The sequence below is a fragment of the Ruegeria sp. ABM4_193 genome (genome assembly GCF_056158705.1).
The window spans coordinates 940062-955404 of record NZ_JBSWTT010000003.1 but is presented as its reverse complement, the minus strand read 5'-3'; the positions used below and the strand labels follow the sequence as shown (position 1 = coordinate 955404).

The window sequence follows — 15343 nt, the reverse complement described above, 5'->3', positions numbered from 1 at the left end:
ACAGACGAGCACACTGTGGGGTTTTGTGTCAATAAAAACCAAGTAAAGCCACATATTTTTAATTTCGAGCTCAAATATTCAGCTTGCTTTTGGTGTAATGTTGCTTTCTGTGGGTGTTGTGGTATCCCTAAACTACCCGTATGACGGGACTATCAGAGCGAAAAACATGAACCTTAAAACCACCAACCAACGAGAAGAAGAGATTCTGCGCGCGCTGTTTCGCACAGGCGGATCCTGTCGCGTAAGCATCCTGGCGAATGAGCTGGGCGTTACGCTGGAGACCATTCGGCGCAATGTACGCAATCTAGAAGAACGCGGCATTGTGCGTAAGGTTCATGGTGGCGTCCATCTGTTGGAGGACATCCTGGAGCCGTCGCTGGAAAGTCGGCTAGACAAAAAGGTTGATGCAAAAGAAAAGCTGGCCAAAGCAGTGGCCGAAGTCATCAGCGACGGAGACTCGGTCTTTCTGGATATTGGCTCGACAACAGCTTATGTGGCGCAGGCTCTGTGTGACCATAACAACCTGTTTGTGGTGACGAATTCGGTTTTTGTTGCCCAGACTCTGGCGTCCCGGAACAATAACCGGGTGTTTATGGCAGGCGGTGAACTGCGCCCCCATGACGGCGGCGCGTTTGGCGTTGAGGCACAGGACCTAATCAAACGTCTGAACGTCCGGTTTGCTGTTCTGTCGGTTGGGGCGGTCAATGCCGAGTCCGGCTTTATGCTTCATGACCTGCAGGAGGCCAACCTGGCGCGTATCGCCGCTCAGAATGCCCAGGTTCGCATCGTGGTAGCTGACGGAGAAAAGCTGGGTAAGCGCGCGCCGGTCACTTTGGACTCTGCCAGACAGATCAATCTGTTCTTTACGGACACCCGTCCGTCAGAGGATATCCGCCAGATGTTGTCTGCAAACGAAATTGATCTTGTTGTCGCCGAATAGGTGCCTATCGCTTTTGAGCGACAATCCAAATCGGGTGATATGTCAAAGACACCCCGTTGGCCGTTCCAAAATTTCGCACATAGTCTTCTTCAAACCGGGCCAGAGTGGACTTGGTCCATGTCCCTTTTGCACGCCCATTCACCCCGGTTCTGCGCAGATATTTTAAAACGTCCCTTGGCGTTTTGAAGAAAGATGGCCGGATGCATTCTCCAGCGGCCAGAACCTGCATCGACCCTTCGACAGTTGCGACTAATGAACGGGCTTCGCAAAGGCCGGGTGCATGTGCAGTTGATCCGATGCGGGACAACTCTTGATATTGCTGCGGTCCAAATCCTGAAATGGCCAACCAACCACCGGGGGCCAAGGCATCGACTGCCTGCTGCAACAATCCGGCCGGGTCTTCCATCCACTGGATCATCGAGGACGAGGCGACTAGATCAATCTGATCGGGCCATTGCACCGAGCGCACGTCGCCTGAGATGAATGCTGCTGCTTCGGCCTCTGCCGTCACTTGGGCTTGTGGCGCGATGTCGTTCACGATGAAATCGGGAAGATCGAAGTTTTGCCGCAGCATTCTGGTCAGGTGCCCGGTACCACATCCCATTTCAAACGTTGTGTGAAACTGAGCCGGAGCACCGGCACGGCAGAGTTCAGAAACCAGTTTCTCCGCAACCCAAGCCTGTTGACTGGCTGTGTCGTGATAGGTTTCGAAGCTTCTGCTGAAACTTCGTTGCACCTTATCCGCCAATTGCAAGGTCATGACAGCCACTCCGCCCAGGTCTGACCCGCTTGGAAAGGCACATGGGGCCCGGCGATGGATCTGACATCGCCGGACGAATGAGCCCAGGCCGCCTCTTGCGCCTTCGTCGGAATGACGCGGTCACGCTCGGGTATCCACACCAGATCAAACCCAGGGTCCGATGCCGGTCCGCGTTGAATCACCGAATGCAGCTCTTTTTGTGCGGCGGTAATGTCCAGTTCCGGAGCGTCGCCGCGCAAGCCAGCGCGGCGGCAAAATTTGGCAAAGCTGGAGGTCGTAAGCTGATCTGCTGTAGCCCGGATCATGTCGGGCGCTATTCCGCGGTCAGGACAAGACGGGTGCAACGTGCCGCTGACCGCAACCAGCCGGTCGGGACGAAACGAAGTGTTGGCCAACCAATGCGCAGCGGATGCGACGCCAAAGGAAAACGCGAGCATGTCGACACGGTCAAAACCTGTCAAATCAGGCAAGGGATCATCAAGCCGGGTATAGTCATCAATCAGCAAAACAGACGCCTCACCGGTCAGACCCTGGAACGGTGCAGCACCAAGCGCCCAACCCCCGAACACAAGGATCAGAGCGCCGTCGTCTGATTGCTCCAGCCACCTGTGCTTCATCCCTGCCCCCCGGCCAGCCCGACCATTGCGCTCGTGACCTGGCTGAGCTCATCAGGAGAGATGACGTAAGGGGGCATACAATAGATGTTGCGCGCGAAGGGGCGCAGCCACACTCCGGTCTTTGGCGCCAGCTGGTGGGCGACAGAAGGATCAACGGTATCCTTCATTTCGATGACGCCGATGGCACCAAGGACTCTGACATCCGCTACGCCAGGCAAACCGCGGGCTGGCTCCAGTTCGGTGCGCATCTGGGCCTCGATATCAGACACCTGGCGTTCCCAATTTCCCTCGGCCAGTAGACCGAGGCTGGCCGATCCCGCAACGCAAGCCAGCGGATTGGCCATGTAAGTCGGGCCGTGCATGAACACGCCCGCTTCGCTGTTGCCGATGCCATAAGCCACCTGCTCGCTGGTAACCGTTGCCGCGAACGAGATATGTCCACCGGTCAGCGCTTTGCCCAAGCACAGAATATCGGGTTTGACGTCAGCGTGATCGATGGCGAACAACTTGCCGGTACGGCCAAAGCCGGTTGCAATCTCATCGAAGATAATCAGCACGTCATGGGCGTCGCACAAAGCGCGGGCCGCGCGCAGCCATTGAGGGTGATAGAAATACATGCCACCTGTGCCTTGAACCACAGGCTCAAGGATCAGGGCCGCCAGTTGGTCGCCTTTTTCGGCAAGCAACCGTTCCAGCGGCTCCAACCCGTTCTGCGCAGAATCTGCGGGCCATTCGTCACCCAGCCGCACATGAGGGCGCGGCAGGAAGTGCTGGATCGACAAAGCCCCGCGGAACAACCCGTGCATACCAGTGACCGGGTCGCAGACGCTCATCGCCTTCCAGGTATCGCCGTGATAGCCGCCCCGAATGGTGGCGAACTCGAATTTACCGGTGCGGCCATGGGCCATTTGGTATTGCACCGCCATCTTCATCGACACTTCGACCGAGACCGAGCCACTGTCACAGTAGAAAATGCGGTCCAGTCCCTCGGGCAGCATGTCGACCATCCTGCGCCCCAGATCTACGGCCGGTTGGTGTGTCAGCCCCCCGAACATCACATGGGGCATCTTCTCCAGCTGTTTCTGCATCGCAGATGTGATTGCAGGGTGTTTGTGACCATGGATTGCACACCACCACGAGGACATGGCGTCGATCATCTTCACGCCGTCTTCACGGTACAGATAAACGCCTTCGGCCCGGTCGATCAGGTGCATCGCACCGGGGTTGGCCACGTTGGTGTAAGGGTGCCACAGGTGGAGGGCGTCAAACTCGAGCGGGGTCACACGAACCTCCGAATGGTGGCAACGTCTATCGCCGAAAAGGCATCTGCCAGGCTTTGCTGTGTCAAATCGCTGAGCATCGGAAGCCGCCCAAGGTGACGAACATTACTCATCTCAACGATAGTTTGTTCAACATCCGGCTCAGCCTCACCGACAAAGGCAACACCCACGACCTCACATCCCCTGCCACGCAGGGCCATTAAGGACAATGTGGTGTGGTTAATCGTTCCCAGCGCCGTGCGTGCGACCAACACCACCGGAGCTTGCCATTGCGCTATCAGGTCCAGGTAATAGCTTTGGCGGTTTAGCGGAACCATCAGGCCCCCTGCCCCCTCAACGACCAACGGCCCGTCAACTTGCGGCACAGCAAGGCGCGACAGATCAATCTCAACACCCATGTCTTCGGCAGACAGATGGGGTGAGGCGGGCATGTTCAGGCGATACGCCTCGGGCAGCACTTCGGCGCCCGACAATTTTAGAACGGTTTCTGTGTCCGTCGCATCTTCCAGGCCCGACTGAACGGGTTTCCAATACCGGGCATTCAGAGCCGCCGCCAGACCAGCGGAAAAAACGGTTTTCCCGACGCCTGTGTCGGTTCCGGCAACGATCAGCGCGCTCATGCGGCCTCCGATTGATAGCTGGCTATGGTTGCAAACAGTGCCGAGATGTCTTCGTGGGCGACATTTCCGGTGATCGACACACGCAGTCTGGACGTTCCCTTGGGAACGGTGGGGGGACGGATGCCTCGGATGTCAAAGCCCTGTTGCTGCAAGGCAGAGGCTGTCGCCATCGTTCTGGCCTCGTCACCCAAAATAACCGGGATGATCTGGCTGGTGAGCGTCGAAACCGGCAATCCCACCTCCCGAGCTACATCATGCGCATGGCCAACGCGTTCGCGTGCAGCAGCAACCAAACGATCATTGGCGGCCAACTCTTGCAAAGTGGCCCGCACCAGAGCAGCGTTTAAAGGTGAGGGCGCGGTTGCGAAGATAAAAGGGCGTGCCCGGTTGATCAGCGTTTCAATCATCACACGCGGCCCGCAGATCAGACCGCCCGCAACGCCCAGACCCTTACCGCAGGTGTGCAGGGTCAGTAGATCCGCACTCAGGTCATGCGCCAAACCTTTGCCGTTTAGGCCGAAAATGCCAGTGGCGTGCGCTTCATCCACGACGAGAACGGCGCCGGACTCACGGGCCAGAGACGAAAGGTCCTCCAACGGAGCAAGATCACCTTCCATGGAATACACGCTTTCCACAGCAATCCAGATGTGGCCCGCACCACCCGTTGACCGCCATTCGGTTAAAGCCTTGCGCGCATCTTCTACATCATTGTGGCGGAAGGCACGCAGATCCGCGCGGCTGGCACGCATCCCTTCATGGGCACTGGCATGAACCAAAGCGTCATAAAGCACCAGATCTCCAGCCGCCGGCAGGGCGGAAAAGATCGCCTGATTGGCCTGAAACCCTCCACCCATGAAAAGCGCGGCTTCAGATCCAAAGAACGCGGCGGCTTCCTGTTCCAGCGCCTCGTGTTCAGGGTGATTACCCCGCAGCAAGCGCGAGCCGCCTGAACCAACCGGCACCCCGCGCGCCAAGGCGGCCTGTGCGGCATCTTTCAACAGATTTGATCCGGCCAGCCCCAGATAGTCGTTCGACGCAAAATCCAACCCGCGCGCAGGGATCAAATCCCGGCGGCGGTGCCGGGCTTCAAGCGCATCAAGCATGGATTCCAGCCGATCGACTGCTTTCATTCGGCAGCTTCCGTGCGTTTATGCTCTTCCGCCGTTTCGGCCTGAATGCCAAGTTTCGCGAACAGGACCGAGTCGGTGTCTTCCTCGGGGTTTTCCGCAGTCAGGAGCGTTTCGCCCACAAAGATCGAGTTCGCACCGGCGAAGAAGCACATCGCCTGCATCTCATCGCTCATGTCACTGCGCCCGGCGGACAGGCGAACATAGGATTTCGGCATCAGGATACGTGCGGTTGCGATGATCCGCACAAAGTCGATAGGATCAATCGGCTCTGCATCGGCCAATGGTGTATCCGCCTGCGGCATTAGCATGTTGATTGGCACCGAATCCGGCGGAGGGGTCATGTTGGCAAGTGTCAGAAGCATGTCGATACGATCGCCGGTATGTTCGCCCATACCCAGAATACCGCCCGAGCAGACCTTGATACCGGCTTCCTGCACACGGTTCATCGTGTCGATCCGATCCGAGAATGTTCGGGTGGTGATCACTTCGGAGTAATAACGTTCGGAGGTGTCGATGTTGTGGTTGTAATAGTCCAACCCGGCGTCGCGCAGCTGAACCACCTGAGTGTCATCCAGCATGCCCAACGTCATGCAGGTTTCCATACCCATCGCCTTGACGCCTTCAACCATGGCAACCAGAGCAGGCATGTCACGTTGTTTGGGTTCGCGCCAGGCAGCACCCATACAGAACCGGGTTGCGCCGCCATCCTTGGCTTTCTTGGCCTCGGCCAGAACACGCTGAACTTCAATCAGTTTTGACGCTGGCAGGGTCGACCCGTTGCGGGCCGATTGCGAGCAATAAGCGCAGTCCTCGGCACACCCACCGGTCTTGATCGACAGCAGCTTCGAGGTCTGGACCTTGTTGGGATCAAAGTTCTCACGGTGCACGGTTTGTGCCCGGAACAGAAGATCCATCAAGGGAAGATCGTGAACAGCTTGCGCAGACTTTCGGGTCCAGCCGGAATGAGGGATGATCATTTTATCTATAAAACTTCCTGCAGCTTGCGTTGCTGCAGATTTATTATTGATAAAACTGAATTGCGCAACCGTGTTGGCGCAAACGAACCCAAATCAAGCGGAAATGCCGCGCCTTCAGAAATCCAGCCCCAGATCCACAGTACGCGCGGAATGCGTCAAGGCACCGGACGAGATATAGTCCACGCCGGTTGCTGCGATGGACGCCACGCGATCAAGGGTTACGTTCCCGCTGGCTTCGGTTTTCATCTGACCATCTACCATGGCAACAGCTTCGCGCAGCATGTCGTTGTCCATATTGTCCAGCAACACGACCGAGGCTCCGCCAACTTTCAGGACCTCTGCCAACTGGTCCAGACGGTCAACTTCGATCTCGACCGCCATCATGTGGCTGGCCTGGGCCTTGGCTGCTTCCAATACCTGACGAATACCGCCCGCAGCAGCGATATGATTGTCCTTGATCAGGATCGCGTCGGACAGGGAATAGCGGTGATTGTAACCGCCTCCATGCAACACGGCCTGCTTTTCAACGATACGCAGGCCAGGCGTAGTCTTGCGCGTGCAGGTAATACGACAGTTGGTGCCCTTGGTCTGCTCCACAAATGCGGCGGTCTTGGTGGCAATGCCGGTCAGGCGACCGGCAAAGTTCAGAGCGACCCGCTCACCCGACAGGATTGAGGCAGCAGATCCCTTAATGGTCATCAGCGTGTCACCACGACGACAGGGCGCGCCGTCTTTGACCAGCACTTCAACCTCAAGCGCGGGGTCCACAAGGCGGAACGCGATTTCGGCGACCTGCATACCCGACACGACAGCATCTTCGCGTGCGTTCAGCCGGGCCGTATATGTGGTCTCCTGCGGGATCACGGTTCGGGTGGTCACGTCGCCGTAGCTTCCCAAATCCTCCATCAGCGCGGCGCGGATCACAGGTTCAAGGATCAGATCTGGCAGGGTTGCAAATGTCATGTCAGTTCCTTGCAGGCTTCGGCCCGAATGCGCAGGGCCTCAGAGAGATACATTTTGGAGCGTTCACCGGGTTGGCCACCGGTATCAGGGAAGTCAGAGCGTTCATGCGCCCCGCGACTCTCTTCGCGCTGCAAAGCTGAGGCCGCAATCAGCGTCGCCGTCGCGCACATGTTCCTGAACGAGGGGCAATCACCATGACGCGCCTCTAACTCGGCTATGGTTTTCAATACGCGGGTCAGCCCTGAACGTTCCCGGACGACACCTACATCACGGGTCATGGCATCGCGCAACTCTTGAACTGCTTGCGCCGTATCAGATGCCTCGCAGGGAGCGAACTGCAAGTTTATCGGGTCGGTATTTGCACCGGCGGGCAGCGACTTTGCTATGCTCTCGGCACATATGCGGGCAAAGACCAGCGCTTCGAGCAACCCGTTTGATGCCAGACGGTTGGCCCCGTGCAGACCCGTCGAAGACGCCTCACCACAGACCCACAACTTGTCCAGGTTGGCCCGACCATATGTATCCGTGGCAATGCCGCCCATATGATAATGCGCTGCCGGGGCGACAGGGATCGGGTCCCTTGCAGGGTCAATCCCGTTGCGCAAGCAGGAGGCTGCGACCGCAGGAAACAGCTCATGGATCCGCGCACCTAAGGCGTCGCGTGTGTCCAGCATAGGTCGATTGCCTGCCTGCACTTCGGCAAAGATCGCACGCGCCACGACGTCGCGCGGGGCCAGTTCGGCGTCCGGGTGAACGGCCTGCATGAACCGCTTGCCTTGCTTGTTGATCAGGATTGCGCCTTCCCCACGCAGCGCTTCGGTGGCCAAAGGCGCAGGATCTTCGCCCACATCCATAGCTGTTGGGTGAAACTGAACAAACTCGGCATCAGCAATAAGCGCCCCGGCGCGTGCGGCCATGCCAATAACCTGCCCCTGAATGCGTGCCGGGTTTGTGGTCAGCGCATAAAGCCCGCCCGAGCCGCCACCCGCCAGCAGCACCGCAGGTCCACGTAAAGTAATGGGTGCAGAGCCAGTCTGTCTTGCCTCCTGCAGCACCACCCCCGAGACTTTGCCCTTGTCCACGTCCAAAGCCACCGCAAGGACGCCTTCCAATATCTGAACCGAAGAAGTCTCGCGCACGCGCTCGATCAGGGCAGCCATGATTTCACTGCCCGCCTGATCGCCTTTCACGCGCACAACACGGGCGTAACTATGCGCGGCTTCTCGCGAAAGAACGTAACCACCATCTTCAGTGCGGTCGAAGGGCGTGCCAATCTCGGTCAAGTCAAGGATGTATTTTCGTGCTTCGCGAGTGACCAGGTCGGCCACATCAGGCTCGACGGTGCCTGCACCGGCATTCACGGTATCGACGGCGTGACTCTCCGGGCTGTCCGCCAAATCCATCGCCGCCGCGACACCCCCTTGCGCCCAGGCTGAGCTTGCCCCCTGCCCCAACGGATCAGGCGAGATCACCACCACCGGGCGCGGTGCCAGCTTCAACGCCGCATAAAGCGCGCCGATACCGGCCCCGACAATGATGACCCGATCCGTGGTAACGTCGGTCATTTGAAATCAGATGCCCAGCTTGCGGGACAAATCGATCATGGCCTGAACGGATTTGCGTGCCTTTTCCGCCACATCTTCTGCAACTTCGACCTGACCTTCCATCGTGTGCAGGGCATAGAGGATTTTTTCCAGCGTGATCTTCTTCATGTACGGGCACATGTTGCAGGGGCCCACAAAATCGACCTCGGGCAGCTCGTCGGCAATATTCGACGCCATCGAGCATTCGGTGATCAGCATTGCCTTTTCGGGCTTCTCGTCATGCACGTATTTGATAATACCGCTGGTCGAACCCGAATAATCCGCTTCGGCCACCACATCTGGCGGGCATTCGGGATGAGCGATCAGCCGTGTGCCTGGATTCCATTCGCGGAAATCCCGCAGGTCTTGAGCTGTGTATTGTTCATGCACGATGCAGGACCCAGGCCAATAAACCACGTTCTTGTGGCTTTGATTTGCGACATTCTGCGCCAAATATTGATCCGGCGTCATAATAACCGTGTCGCTTTCCATCGCGTTCACGATCTGCAACGCGTTGGATGATGTGCAGCAAATGTCGGAACCCGCTTTGACCTCGGCTGTGGTGTTCACATAAGACACAACCGGTGCACCGGGATACTTGGCCCGCATCTCTTCGATTCCGTCCGCGGTGATCGATTCTGCCAGCGAACAGCCAGCCTCCATATCGGGCATTAGAACGGTTTTCTGAGGGCTCAGGATTTTCGACGTCTCGGCCATAAAATGTACACCGGCCTGGACGATCACATCCTCTTCCACCTCGCTGGCTTTGATCGCCAATTGCAAACTGTCACCGACGAAATCAGACACACCATGGAAGATCTCGGGCGTCATGTAATTGTGCCCAAGGATCACAGCGTTACGTTCTTTCTTGAGCGCGTTGATGGCCCGCACATAGGGCGCATAGATCGCCCAGTCCGGTGGGCTGACCACGCGGTCCATACGGGCAAACGTGTCATTCATCTCATTGGCCAGCGTGGCCGATGGGGCGAGGTCATAGACGTCCGAAAGAACCGAGCGGACATGTGTAATATCGAGCAACGGGCGAGCCACCTTTGTCAGTTGTCGTAAGCCTTGCGGGCCGCTTAACGGCTTAGCCCTAGCCGAAAGCCACCCGGTTCGAAACCGGAAATTTCGGCGTTAGCGCTAAGCCATGGAGACAAATTCAAAGATGGATGAGCAATTCAGCCCAGAATGCCCGGCAAACGCAGCCCATGTTCACGTGCGCAGGCCTTGGCATCCTCATAACCGGCATCCGCGTGACGCCAGACGCCCGAGGCCGGGTCGTTCCAAAGCACTCGCTCCAACCGCTTGGCTGCTGCATCCGTGCCGTCGGCGCAAATGACAACACCTGCGTGCTGAGAGAAGCCCATGCCAACACCGCCGCCGTGATGCAGCGACACCCAAGTGGCACCTGACGCGGTATTGACCAGAGCGTTCAGCAAAGGCCAATCGCTGACAGCGTCAGAGCCATCTTTCATTGCCTCGGTTTCGCGGTTGGGCGAAGCGACCGAGCCGCTGTCCAAATGGTCTCGGCCGATGACAACAGGTGCTTTCAATTCGCCGGTTCTGACCATCTCGTTAAATGCCAACCCAGCCTTATGGCGTTCGCCCAACCCGATCCAACAGATGCGCGCGGGCAGTCCCTGAAACGCGATGCGCTCTTGCGCCATGTCGAGCCAATTGTGAAGATGGGTGTTCTCGGGGAAAAGCTCCTTCATCTTGGCATCGGTCTTGTAGATGTCTTCAGGATCGCCCGAAAGCGCGCACCAACGGAACGGGCCTATGCCGCGGCAGAAAAGCGGACGGATATAGGCGGGCACAAAGCCCGGGAAGGCAAAGGCGTTTTCCAGCCCTTCATCCTGCGCCACCTGCCGGATGTTGTTGCCATAGTCCAGCGTCGGTACGCCCGCGTTCCAGAAATCGACCATTGCAGCGACGTGCTGCTTCATCGAGGCGCGCGCGGCTTTCTCAACGGCCTTGGGATCGCTTTCACGCTTGGCGGCTGCTTCTGCCAAGGTCCAGCCCGAAGGCAGATAGCCATTGAGCGGATCATGGGCGCTGGTCTGGTCGGTAACGATATCGGGGCGCATCCCACCTGCCTGCATCCGCCGGTAAATCTCGGGGAAAATTTCAGCCGCATTGCCTAAAAGGCCGACGGACTTGGCCTCGCCCGCTTTTGTCCAGCGGTCGATCATGGCAAGCGCATCGTCCAGCGTTTCGGCCTTTTCATCCAGGTATTTGGTCCGCAGGCGGAAGTCGATGCTGTCGGGGTTGCATTCAACCGCCAGACAGCAGGCCCCGGCAAAGACAGCAGCCAGAGGCTGCGCGCCTCCCATGCCGCCCAGACCACCAGTCAGAATCCACTTGCCGGTCAGATCGCCGTCATAGTGCTGACGCCCGGCTTCGGCAAAGGTCTCATAAGTTCCCTGCACGATGCCTTGCGTTCCGATATAGATCCACGAGCCAGCGGTCATCTGGCCATACATCATCAGACCCTTCTTATCGAGCTCGTTGAAGTGATCCCAATTGGCCCAATGCGGCACAAGGTTTGAGTTCGCGATCAGCACCCGAGGCGCATCCGTGTGCGTGCGCACAATGGCCACCGGCTTGCCGGATTGCACCACCAGCGTCTCATCCTCTTCCAGATCCTTGAGGCTGGCGACGATGGTGTCAAAATCCTTCCACGTCCGCGCCGCGCGCCCGATGCCGCCATAGACCACCAGTTCATGCGGGTTCTCGGCTACATCAGGGTGCAGGTTGTTCATCAGCATCCGCATCGGCGCTTCTGTCATCCAGCTTTTGGCATTCAGTTCCGGCCCTGTGGGCGGATAGACGTCGCGGGTGTTTTTGCGAGGATCGGTCATGCAGCAATCTCCAATGCGGTATCCTGGATGGCGTCCAGTATATCTTTGAGCCATCGGCGCAGCCGGTTGGCTTTGGTGGTATCATATGCCCAAGGCGCAGTTTCAGCGCTCAGGTAGGTGGACTGCGCCAGTTCCATCTGAATGGCGTGGAAGCCCTCGGTAGGGCGGCCATAATGCCGAGTTGTCCATCCGCCTTTGAAACGGCCATTCAAAATGGTGCTATAAGGTGAGGATGACGCGAACTCATGTGAGATGGCTTCAATAACTGACGCGCACGTCACGCCATTGTTTGTTCCGATGTTCAGATCAGGCAGAATGCCATCGAAGAGAAACGGAATGTGGCTGCGGATCGAGTGGCAATCATACAAAATGGCTATCCCGTGGATCGCCTTGACCCGCTCAAGCTCGGCCAGCAGCGCGGCATGATAAGGCGCGTGAAACGCCTCACGTCTTTCGACAATATCCTTCTCTGCTGGCGGGATATCCCAGATGTTTTGCCCGTCAAAATCTGTAAGCGGCACCAAGGTCGTCGTGTTTTGACCGGGATAAAGCGATACGCCGCCCGGGTCGCGATTTGCATCAATCACATAACGATGAAAAGTTGCCCGCACAGTGGTCGCACCGGGCAGGAGCCCCTCGTAAAGCGTGTGGATATGCCAATCCGTATCCGCCAACTCCCTGCCCCGTGCATTCAACTTGGCTTCGATCGAGGCGGGCACATCGGTGCCGGTATGTGGCAGGCCCAGAACGATAGGGCCATCGCCCCGCGTGACTTCGACCGGGCCGCTCACGCGCCAAGCTCCGGCATCGCGACACCTGTGCCATGGGCGATCTCGCCACTTGCAATCAGGGCCGAGGCTGCTTCGATCTCGGTCGCCATATATCGATCATCGCCCAAGGCTGGAACGACCGCCCGCAGGCGCGCCATCACGCCTTGTAGCGTTTCGCTTGTGGGCAATGGCGCTCGGAACTCGACACCTTGCGTCGCGCAAAGCAATTCGACCCCCAGAATACGTTCCAGATTGGTGACCATCTGTCCCAATCGCCGCGCACCATGGGCGGCCATCGAGACGTGATCTTCTTGATTGGCCGATGTGGGCGTTGAATCTGTCACGCAGGGATTGGCTAAGTGCTTGTTCTCGCTCATCAACGCGGCGGTTGTCACTTCAGCTATCATATAGCCCGAGTTCAGGCCGGGATTTGGCGTCAGGAAAGGCGGCAAATCAAAGCTGAGCGCTGGATCGACGATCAGCGCAATACGGCGTTGCGCAATCGCCCCGATTTCAGCCACGGCAAGTGCGATCATATCCGCCGCGAATCCCACCGGCTCGGCGTGGAAATTTCCACCCGAGACGATCAGCTCGGCCTCGGACAGAACCAAAGGATTGTCGGTGGCTGCGTTCGCTTCAATCTCAAGCGTGGTTGCTGCTTGGCGCAACACATCCATGGCGGCACCTACCACCTGAGGTTGGCAGCGGATGCAATACGGGTCCTGTACGCGGGTGTCACCTTCTCGATGGCTTTCTCGGATTACCGAGCCTGCCAGAATGGCACGCATCGTTACGCCTGCCTCGATCTGGCCGCGATGACCGCGCAATGTGTGGATCTCCGGCTGCAATGGCGCGGTAGATCCCATGATTGCATCTGTGGTGAGAGCCGAAGTGACCAATGCGCTCTGCGCCGCTTGCCACGCACCAAACAGCCCTGCCAGTGCGAAAGCCGTCGAGAACTGAGTGCCGTTGATTAGTGCCAGCCCTTCCTTGGGGCCCAACTCAACGGGTGTTAAACCCGCCGCCGCCAACGCCTCACCACCGGGCATAACACTTCCGCCGAATTCGGCCTCTCCCTCGCCCATCATAACGGCGGCCATATGCGACAGCGGTGCCAGATCGCCTGACGCACCAACCGATCCTTGTGCGGGGATCAGCGGGGTCACACCTTTGTCCAGCATAGCCTCAAGCAGGTCGATCAGCTCCAGCCGCACGCCAGAGGCACCGCGTCCGAGGCTGAGCAGTTTCAGCACCATCATCAGCCGCGCAACCGCGCGTGGAATGGCGGGACCAACACCACAGCAATGGGACAGAATTAGATTGCGTTGCAGCGTCGCGGTGTCCTCGGCCGCGATCTTGACGCTGGCCAGCTTGCCAAAACCGGTATTGACCCCGTAAACCGCAGCGGCGCCCGCCGCTGCATCGGCAATACGGGCATGCGCCGCGTCGATACCGGGCCGGCAAACCGGATCCAGCCGCACGGCACATTCTTCTCGGAAAGCCTGTTCCAGCTGCAGCAGAGTAACAGCGCCGGGGATGAGCGTGAGGGTCGTCAAATTACGCCTCCGAGTATTTGGGTGTGAAGGGGATTGAAGCCAACGCGATAGGCCAGTTCCGCCGGATGGGTGATGTCCCACACAGCCAAGTCCGCGCGCAATCCAGCGACGATCCGCCCACAATCCTGCAGACCCAACGCGCGCGCCGCATGGGCGGTGACCCCGGCCAGAGCCTCTTCGGGCGTCATGCGAAACAGGGTGCAGCCCATGTTCATGGTCAGCAACAGTGATGTGACCGGAGCTGATCCGGGGTTGCAATCGGTGGCAAGCGCCATTGGCACACCATGTTTGCGCAACAGATCTATTGGCGGGGCCTGCGTTTCGCGCAGGGTGTAAAAGGCCCCCGGCAGGATTACCCCGACAGTACCGGCGTCGGCCATGGCCTGAACGCCTTCTTCATCCAAATACTCGATGTGATCGGCAGACAATGCGCTGTACGAGGCCGCCAGTTTTGCGCCCCCGAGATTGGACAATTGCTCGGCATGGCATTTGACCGGCAGGCCAAGTTCTTTCGCCACATCAAACAACGGAACAAGTTGATCGGGAAGGAATGCGATACCTTCGCAAAAGGCATCCACCGCGTCCAGCAGACCCTCTTCATGGGCTGCGCGCAGGGTTGGAATGCAGACCTCTGCAATGTAGGCTGCGGGCCGGTCTTTGTACTCCTCGGGCACTGCATGTGCGCCCAGAAAACTGGTTACGACACGTACCGGGCGATGATCCGGCAACGCGCGGGCAGCGCGCAGCATGTTCAATTCCGTATCGCGATCCAAACCATAGCCGGATTTGACTTCGATCACCGATACACCCTCGGCCAGCATTGCGTCCACGCGAGGCAACGCCTGCGCAATAAGATCATCAATGCTGGCGTTACGCGTGGCTTTTACCGTCGAGATAATACCCCCACCCGCGCGCGCCACTTCTTCATAGCTTGCACCGTTCAATCGCATCTCAAACTCGACGGCGCGGTGGCCACCATGCACCACATGGGTGTGGCAATCGATCAGCGCGGGCGTCACCAGACGACCTTCAAGGTCGGTTCGGGGCAGCGCGGCAAATTTGCTGGGCAGTTCAACCCGAGGACCCACCCAGGCAATACGGCCGTCTTCGACTGCAATCGCCGCATCTTCGATCAGCCCATAGGCGTTAGATCCCGCGATCATTGTTGCCGCGTTCAGATCTGAAAAAACCCGATCTTGCGAGTGCATCCGACTCTGCGCCTCCTTGCAGTTCTCTCTTTTCTCGTACATTTCTATATGTATTATGTCTATCCATAAAATGAG

The 15343-nt window shown here is 58.2% G+C and carries 14 protein-coding genes; 1 reads left to right on the top strand and 13 read right to left on the bottom strand.

Annotation, left to right across the window (positions count from 1 at the left end):
• Nucleotides 1–166 precede the first annotated feature (166 nt).
• The gene (locus ACXADZ_RS22545; RefSeq protein WP_171094839.1) at nucleotides 167–940 is read left to right on the top strand and encodes a DeoR/GlpR family DNA-binding transcription regulator; all 774 of its coding nucleotides are present in this window, start codon (nucleotides 167–169) and stop codon (nucleotides 938–940) included.
• Between the two features lie 4 nt (nucleotides 941–944).
• Here the strand turns inward: ACXADZ_RS22545 and ACXADZ_RS22540 are convergent, their stop codons facing one another.
• The 13 genes from ACXADZ_RS22540 to hutI form a co-directional block, all read right to left on the bottom strand.
• Complete coding sequence (locus ACXADZ_RS22540) at nucleotides 945–1700, bottom strand: methyltransferase domain-containing protein (RefSeq protein WP_475200091.1); 756 nt, start codon at nucleotides 1698–1700, stop codon at nucleotides 945–947.
• Nucleotides 1697–2317, bottom strand: a complete 621-nt coding sequence (locus ACXADZ_RS22535; RefSeq protein ID WP_475200089.1) for a pimeloyl-ACP methyl esterase BioG family protein — start codon at nucleotides 2315–2317, stop codon at nucleotides 1697–1699. The genes ACXADZ_RS22540 and ACXADZ_RS22535 overlap by 4 nt, the downstream gene beginning before the upstream one ends.
• Nucleotides 2314–3600, bottom strand: a complete 1287-nt coding sequence (gene bioA, locus ACXADZ_RS22530; protein WP_475200087.1) for an adenosylmethionine--8-amino-7-oxononanoate transaminase — start codon at nucleotides 3598–3600, stop codon at nucleotides 2314–2316. Before bioA ends, ACXADZ_RS22535 begins: the two co-directional genes overlap by 4 nt.
• On the bottom strand, nucleotides 3597–4217 hold the full coding sequence (gene bioD / locus ACXADZ_RS22525; protein WP_475200085.1) for a dethiobiotin synthase: 621 nt from the start codon (nucleotides 4215–4217) through the stop codon (nucleotides 3597–3599). Before bioD ends, bioA begins: the two co-directional genes overlap by 4 nt.
• A complete protein-coding gene (locus ACXADZ_RS22520) occupies nucleotides 4214–5347 on the bottom strand; it encodes an 8-amino-7-oxononanoate synthase (RefSeq protein ID WP_475200084.1) in 1134 nt (377 codons plus the stop codon). Before ACXADZ_RS22520 ends, bioD begins: the two co-directional genes overlap by 4 nt.
• Nucleotides 5344–6324 (bottom strand): biotin synthase BioB, encoded by a 981-nt coding sequence (bioB, locus tag ACXADZ_RS22515; RefSeq protein WP_171671222.1) that lies wholly within the window; start codon nucleotides 6322–6324, stop codon nucleotides 5344–5346. Before bioB ends, ACXADZ_RS22520 begins: the two co-directional genes overlap by 4 nt.
• Before the next feature lie 114 nt (nucleotides 6325–6438).
• Nucleotides 6439–7287 carry a carboxylating nicotinate-nucleotide diphosphorylase gene (nadC, locus tag ACXADZ_RS22510; protein ID WP_475200082.1) on the bottom strand — a complete coding sequence of 283 codons (849 nt, stop codon included), beginning with the start codon at nucleotides 7285–7287 and terminating at the stop codon, nucleotides 6439–6441.
• Entirely contained in the window at nucleotides 7284–8852 is a 1569-nt protein-coding gene (locus ACXADZ_RS22505) for an L-aspartate oxidase (RefSeq protein ID WP_475200080.1), read from the bottom strand. The genes nadC and ACXADZ_RS22505 overlap by 4 nt, the downstream gene beginning before the upstream one ends.
• Before the next feature lie 6 nt (nucleotides 8853–8858).
• On the bottom strand, nucleotides 8859–9908 hold the full coding sequence (nadA, locus tag ACXADZ_RS22500) for a quinolinate synthase NadA (RefSeq protein ID WP_171185413.1): 1050 nt from the start codon (nucleotides 9906–9908) through the stop codon (nucleotides 8859–8861).
• Nucleotides 9909–10051: 143 nt separating this feature from the next.
• The gene (gene hutU, locus ACXADZ_RS22495) at nucleotides 10052–11734 is read right to left on the bottom strand and encodes a urocanate hydratase (protein ID WP_475200079.1); all 1683 of its coding nucleotides are present in this window, start codon (nucleotides 11732–11734) and stop codon (nucleotides 10052–10054) included.
• On the bottom strand, nucleotides 11731–12525 hold the full coding sequence (hutG, locus tag ACXADZ_RS22490) for an N-formylglutamate deformylase (RefSeq protein ID WP_475200077.1): 795 nt from the start codon (nucleotides 12523–12525) through the stop codon (nucleotides 11731–11733). Before hutG ends, hutU begins: the two co-directional genes overlap by 4 nt.
• Complete coding sequence (hutH, locus tag ACXADZ_RS22485; RefSeq protein WP_475200075.1) at nucleotides 12522–14060, bottom strand: histidine ammonia-lyase; 1539 nt, start codon at nucleotides 14058–14060, stop codon at nucleotides 12522–12524. Before hutH ends, hutG begins: the two co-directional genes overlap by 4 nt.
• Entirely contained in the window at nucleotides 14057–15268 is a 1212-nt protein-coding gene (gene hutI / locus ACXADZ_RS22480; protein ID WP_475200074.1) for an imidazolonepropionase, read from the bottom strand. Before hutI ends, hutH begins: the two co-directional genes overlap by 4 nt.
• Between the last annotated feature and the right edge of the window lie 75 nt (nucleotides 15269–15343).

Bases quoted from the DNA above. Each gene is read 5' to 3' on its own strand.
- hutU (WP_475200079.1), bottom strand. From the start codon at position 11,734: ATGACCGATCCTCGCAAAAACACCCGCGACGTCTATCCGCCCACAGGG.
- bioD (WP_475200085.1), bottom strand. From the start codon at position 4,217: ATGAGCGCGCTGATCGTTGCCGGAACCGACACAGGCGTCGGGAAAACC.
- ACXADZ_RS22545 (WP_171094839.1), top strand. From the start codon at position 167: ATGAACCTTAAAACCACCAACCAACGAGAAGAAGAGATTCTGCGCGCG.
- ACXADZ_RS22535 (WP_475200089.1), bottom strand. From the start codon at position 2,317: ATGAAGCACAGGTGGCTGGAGCAATCAGACGACGGCGCTCTGATCCTT.
- bioB (WP_171671222.1), bottom strand. From the start codon at position 6,324: ATGATCATCCCTCATTCCGGCTGGACCCGAAAGTCTGCGCAAGCTGTT.
- hutI (WP_475200074.1), bottom strand. From the start codon at position 15,268: ATGCACTCGCAAGATCGGGTTTTTTCAGATCTGAACGCGGCAACAATG.
- ACXADZ_RS22520 (WP_475200084.1), bottom strand. From the start codon at position 5,347: ATGAAAGCAGTCGATCGGCTGGAATCCATGCTTGATGCGCTTGAAGCC.
- nadC (WP_475200082.1), bottom strand. From the start codon at position 7,287: ATGACATTTGCAACCCTGCCAGATCTGATCCTTGAACCTGTGATCCGC.
- ACXADZ_RS22540 (WP_475200091.1), bottom strand. From the start codon at position 1,700: ATGACCTTGCAATTGGCGGATAAGGTGCAACGAAGTTTCAGCAGAAGC.
- ACXADZ_RS22505 (WP_475200080.1), bottom strand. From the start codon at position 8,852: ATGACCGACGTTACCACGGATCGGGTCATCATTGTCGGGGCCGGTATC.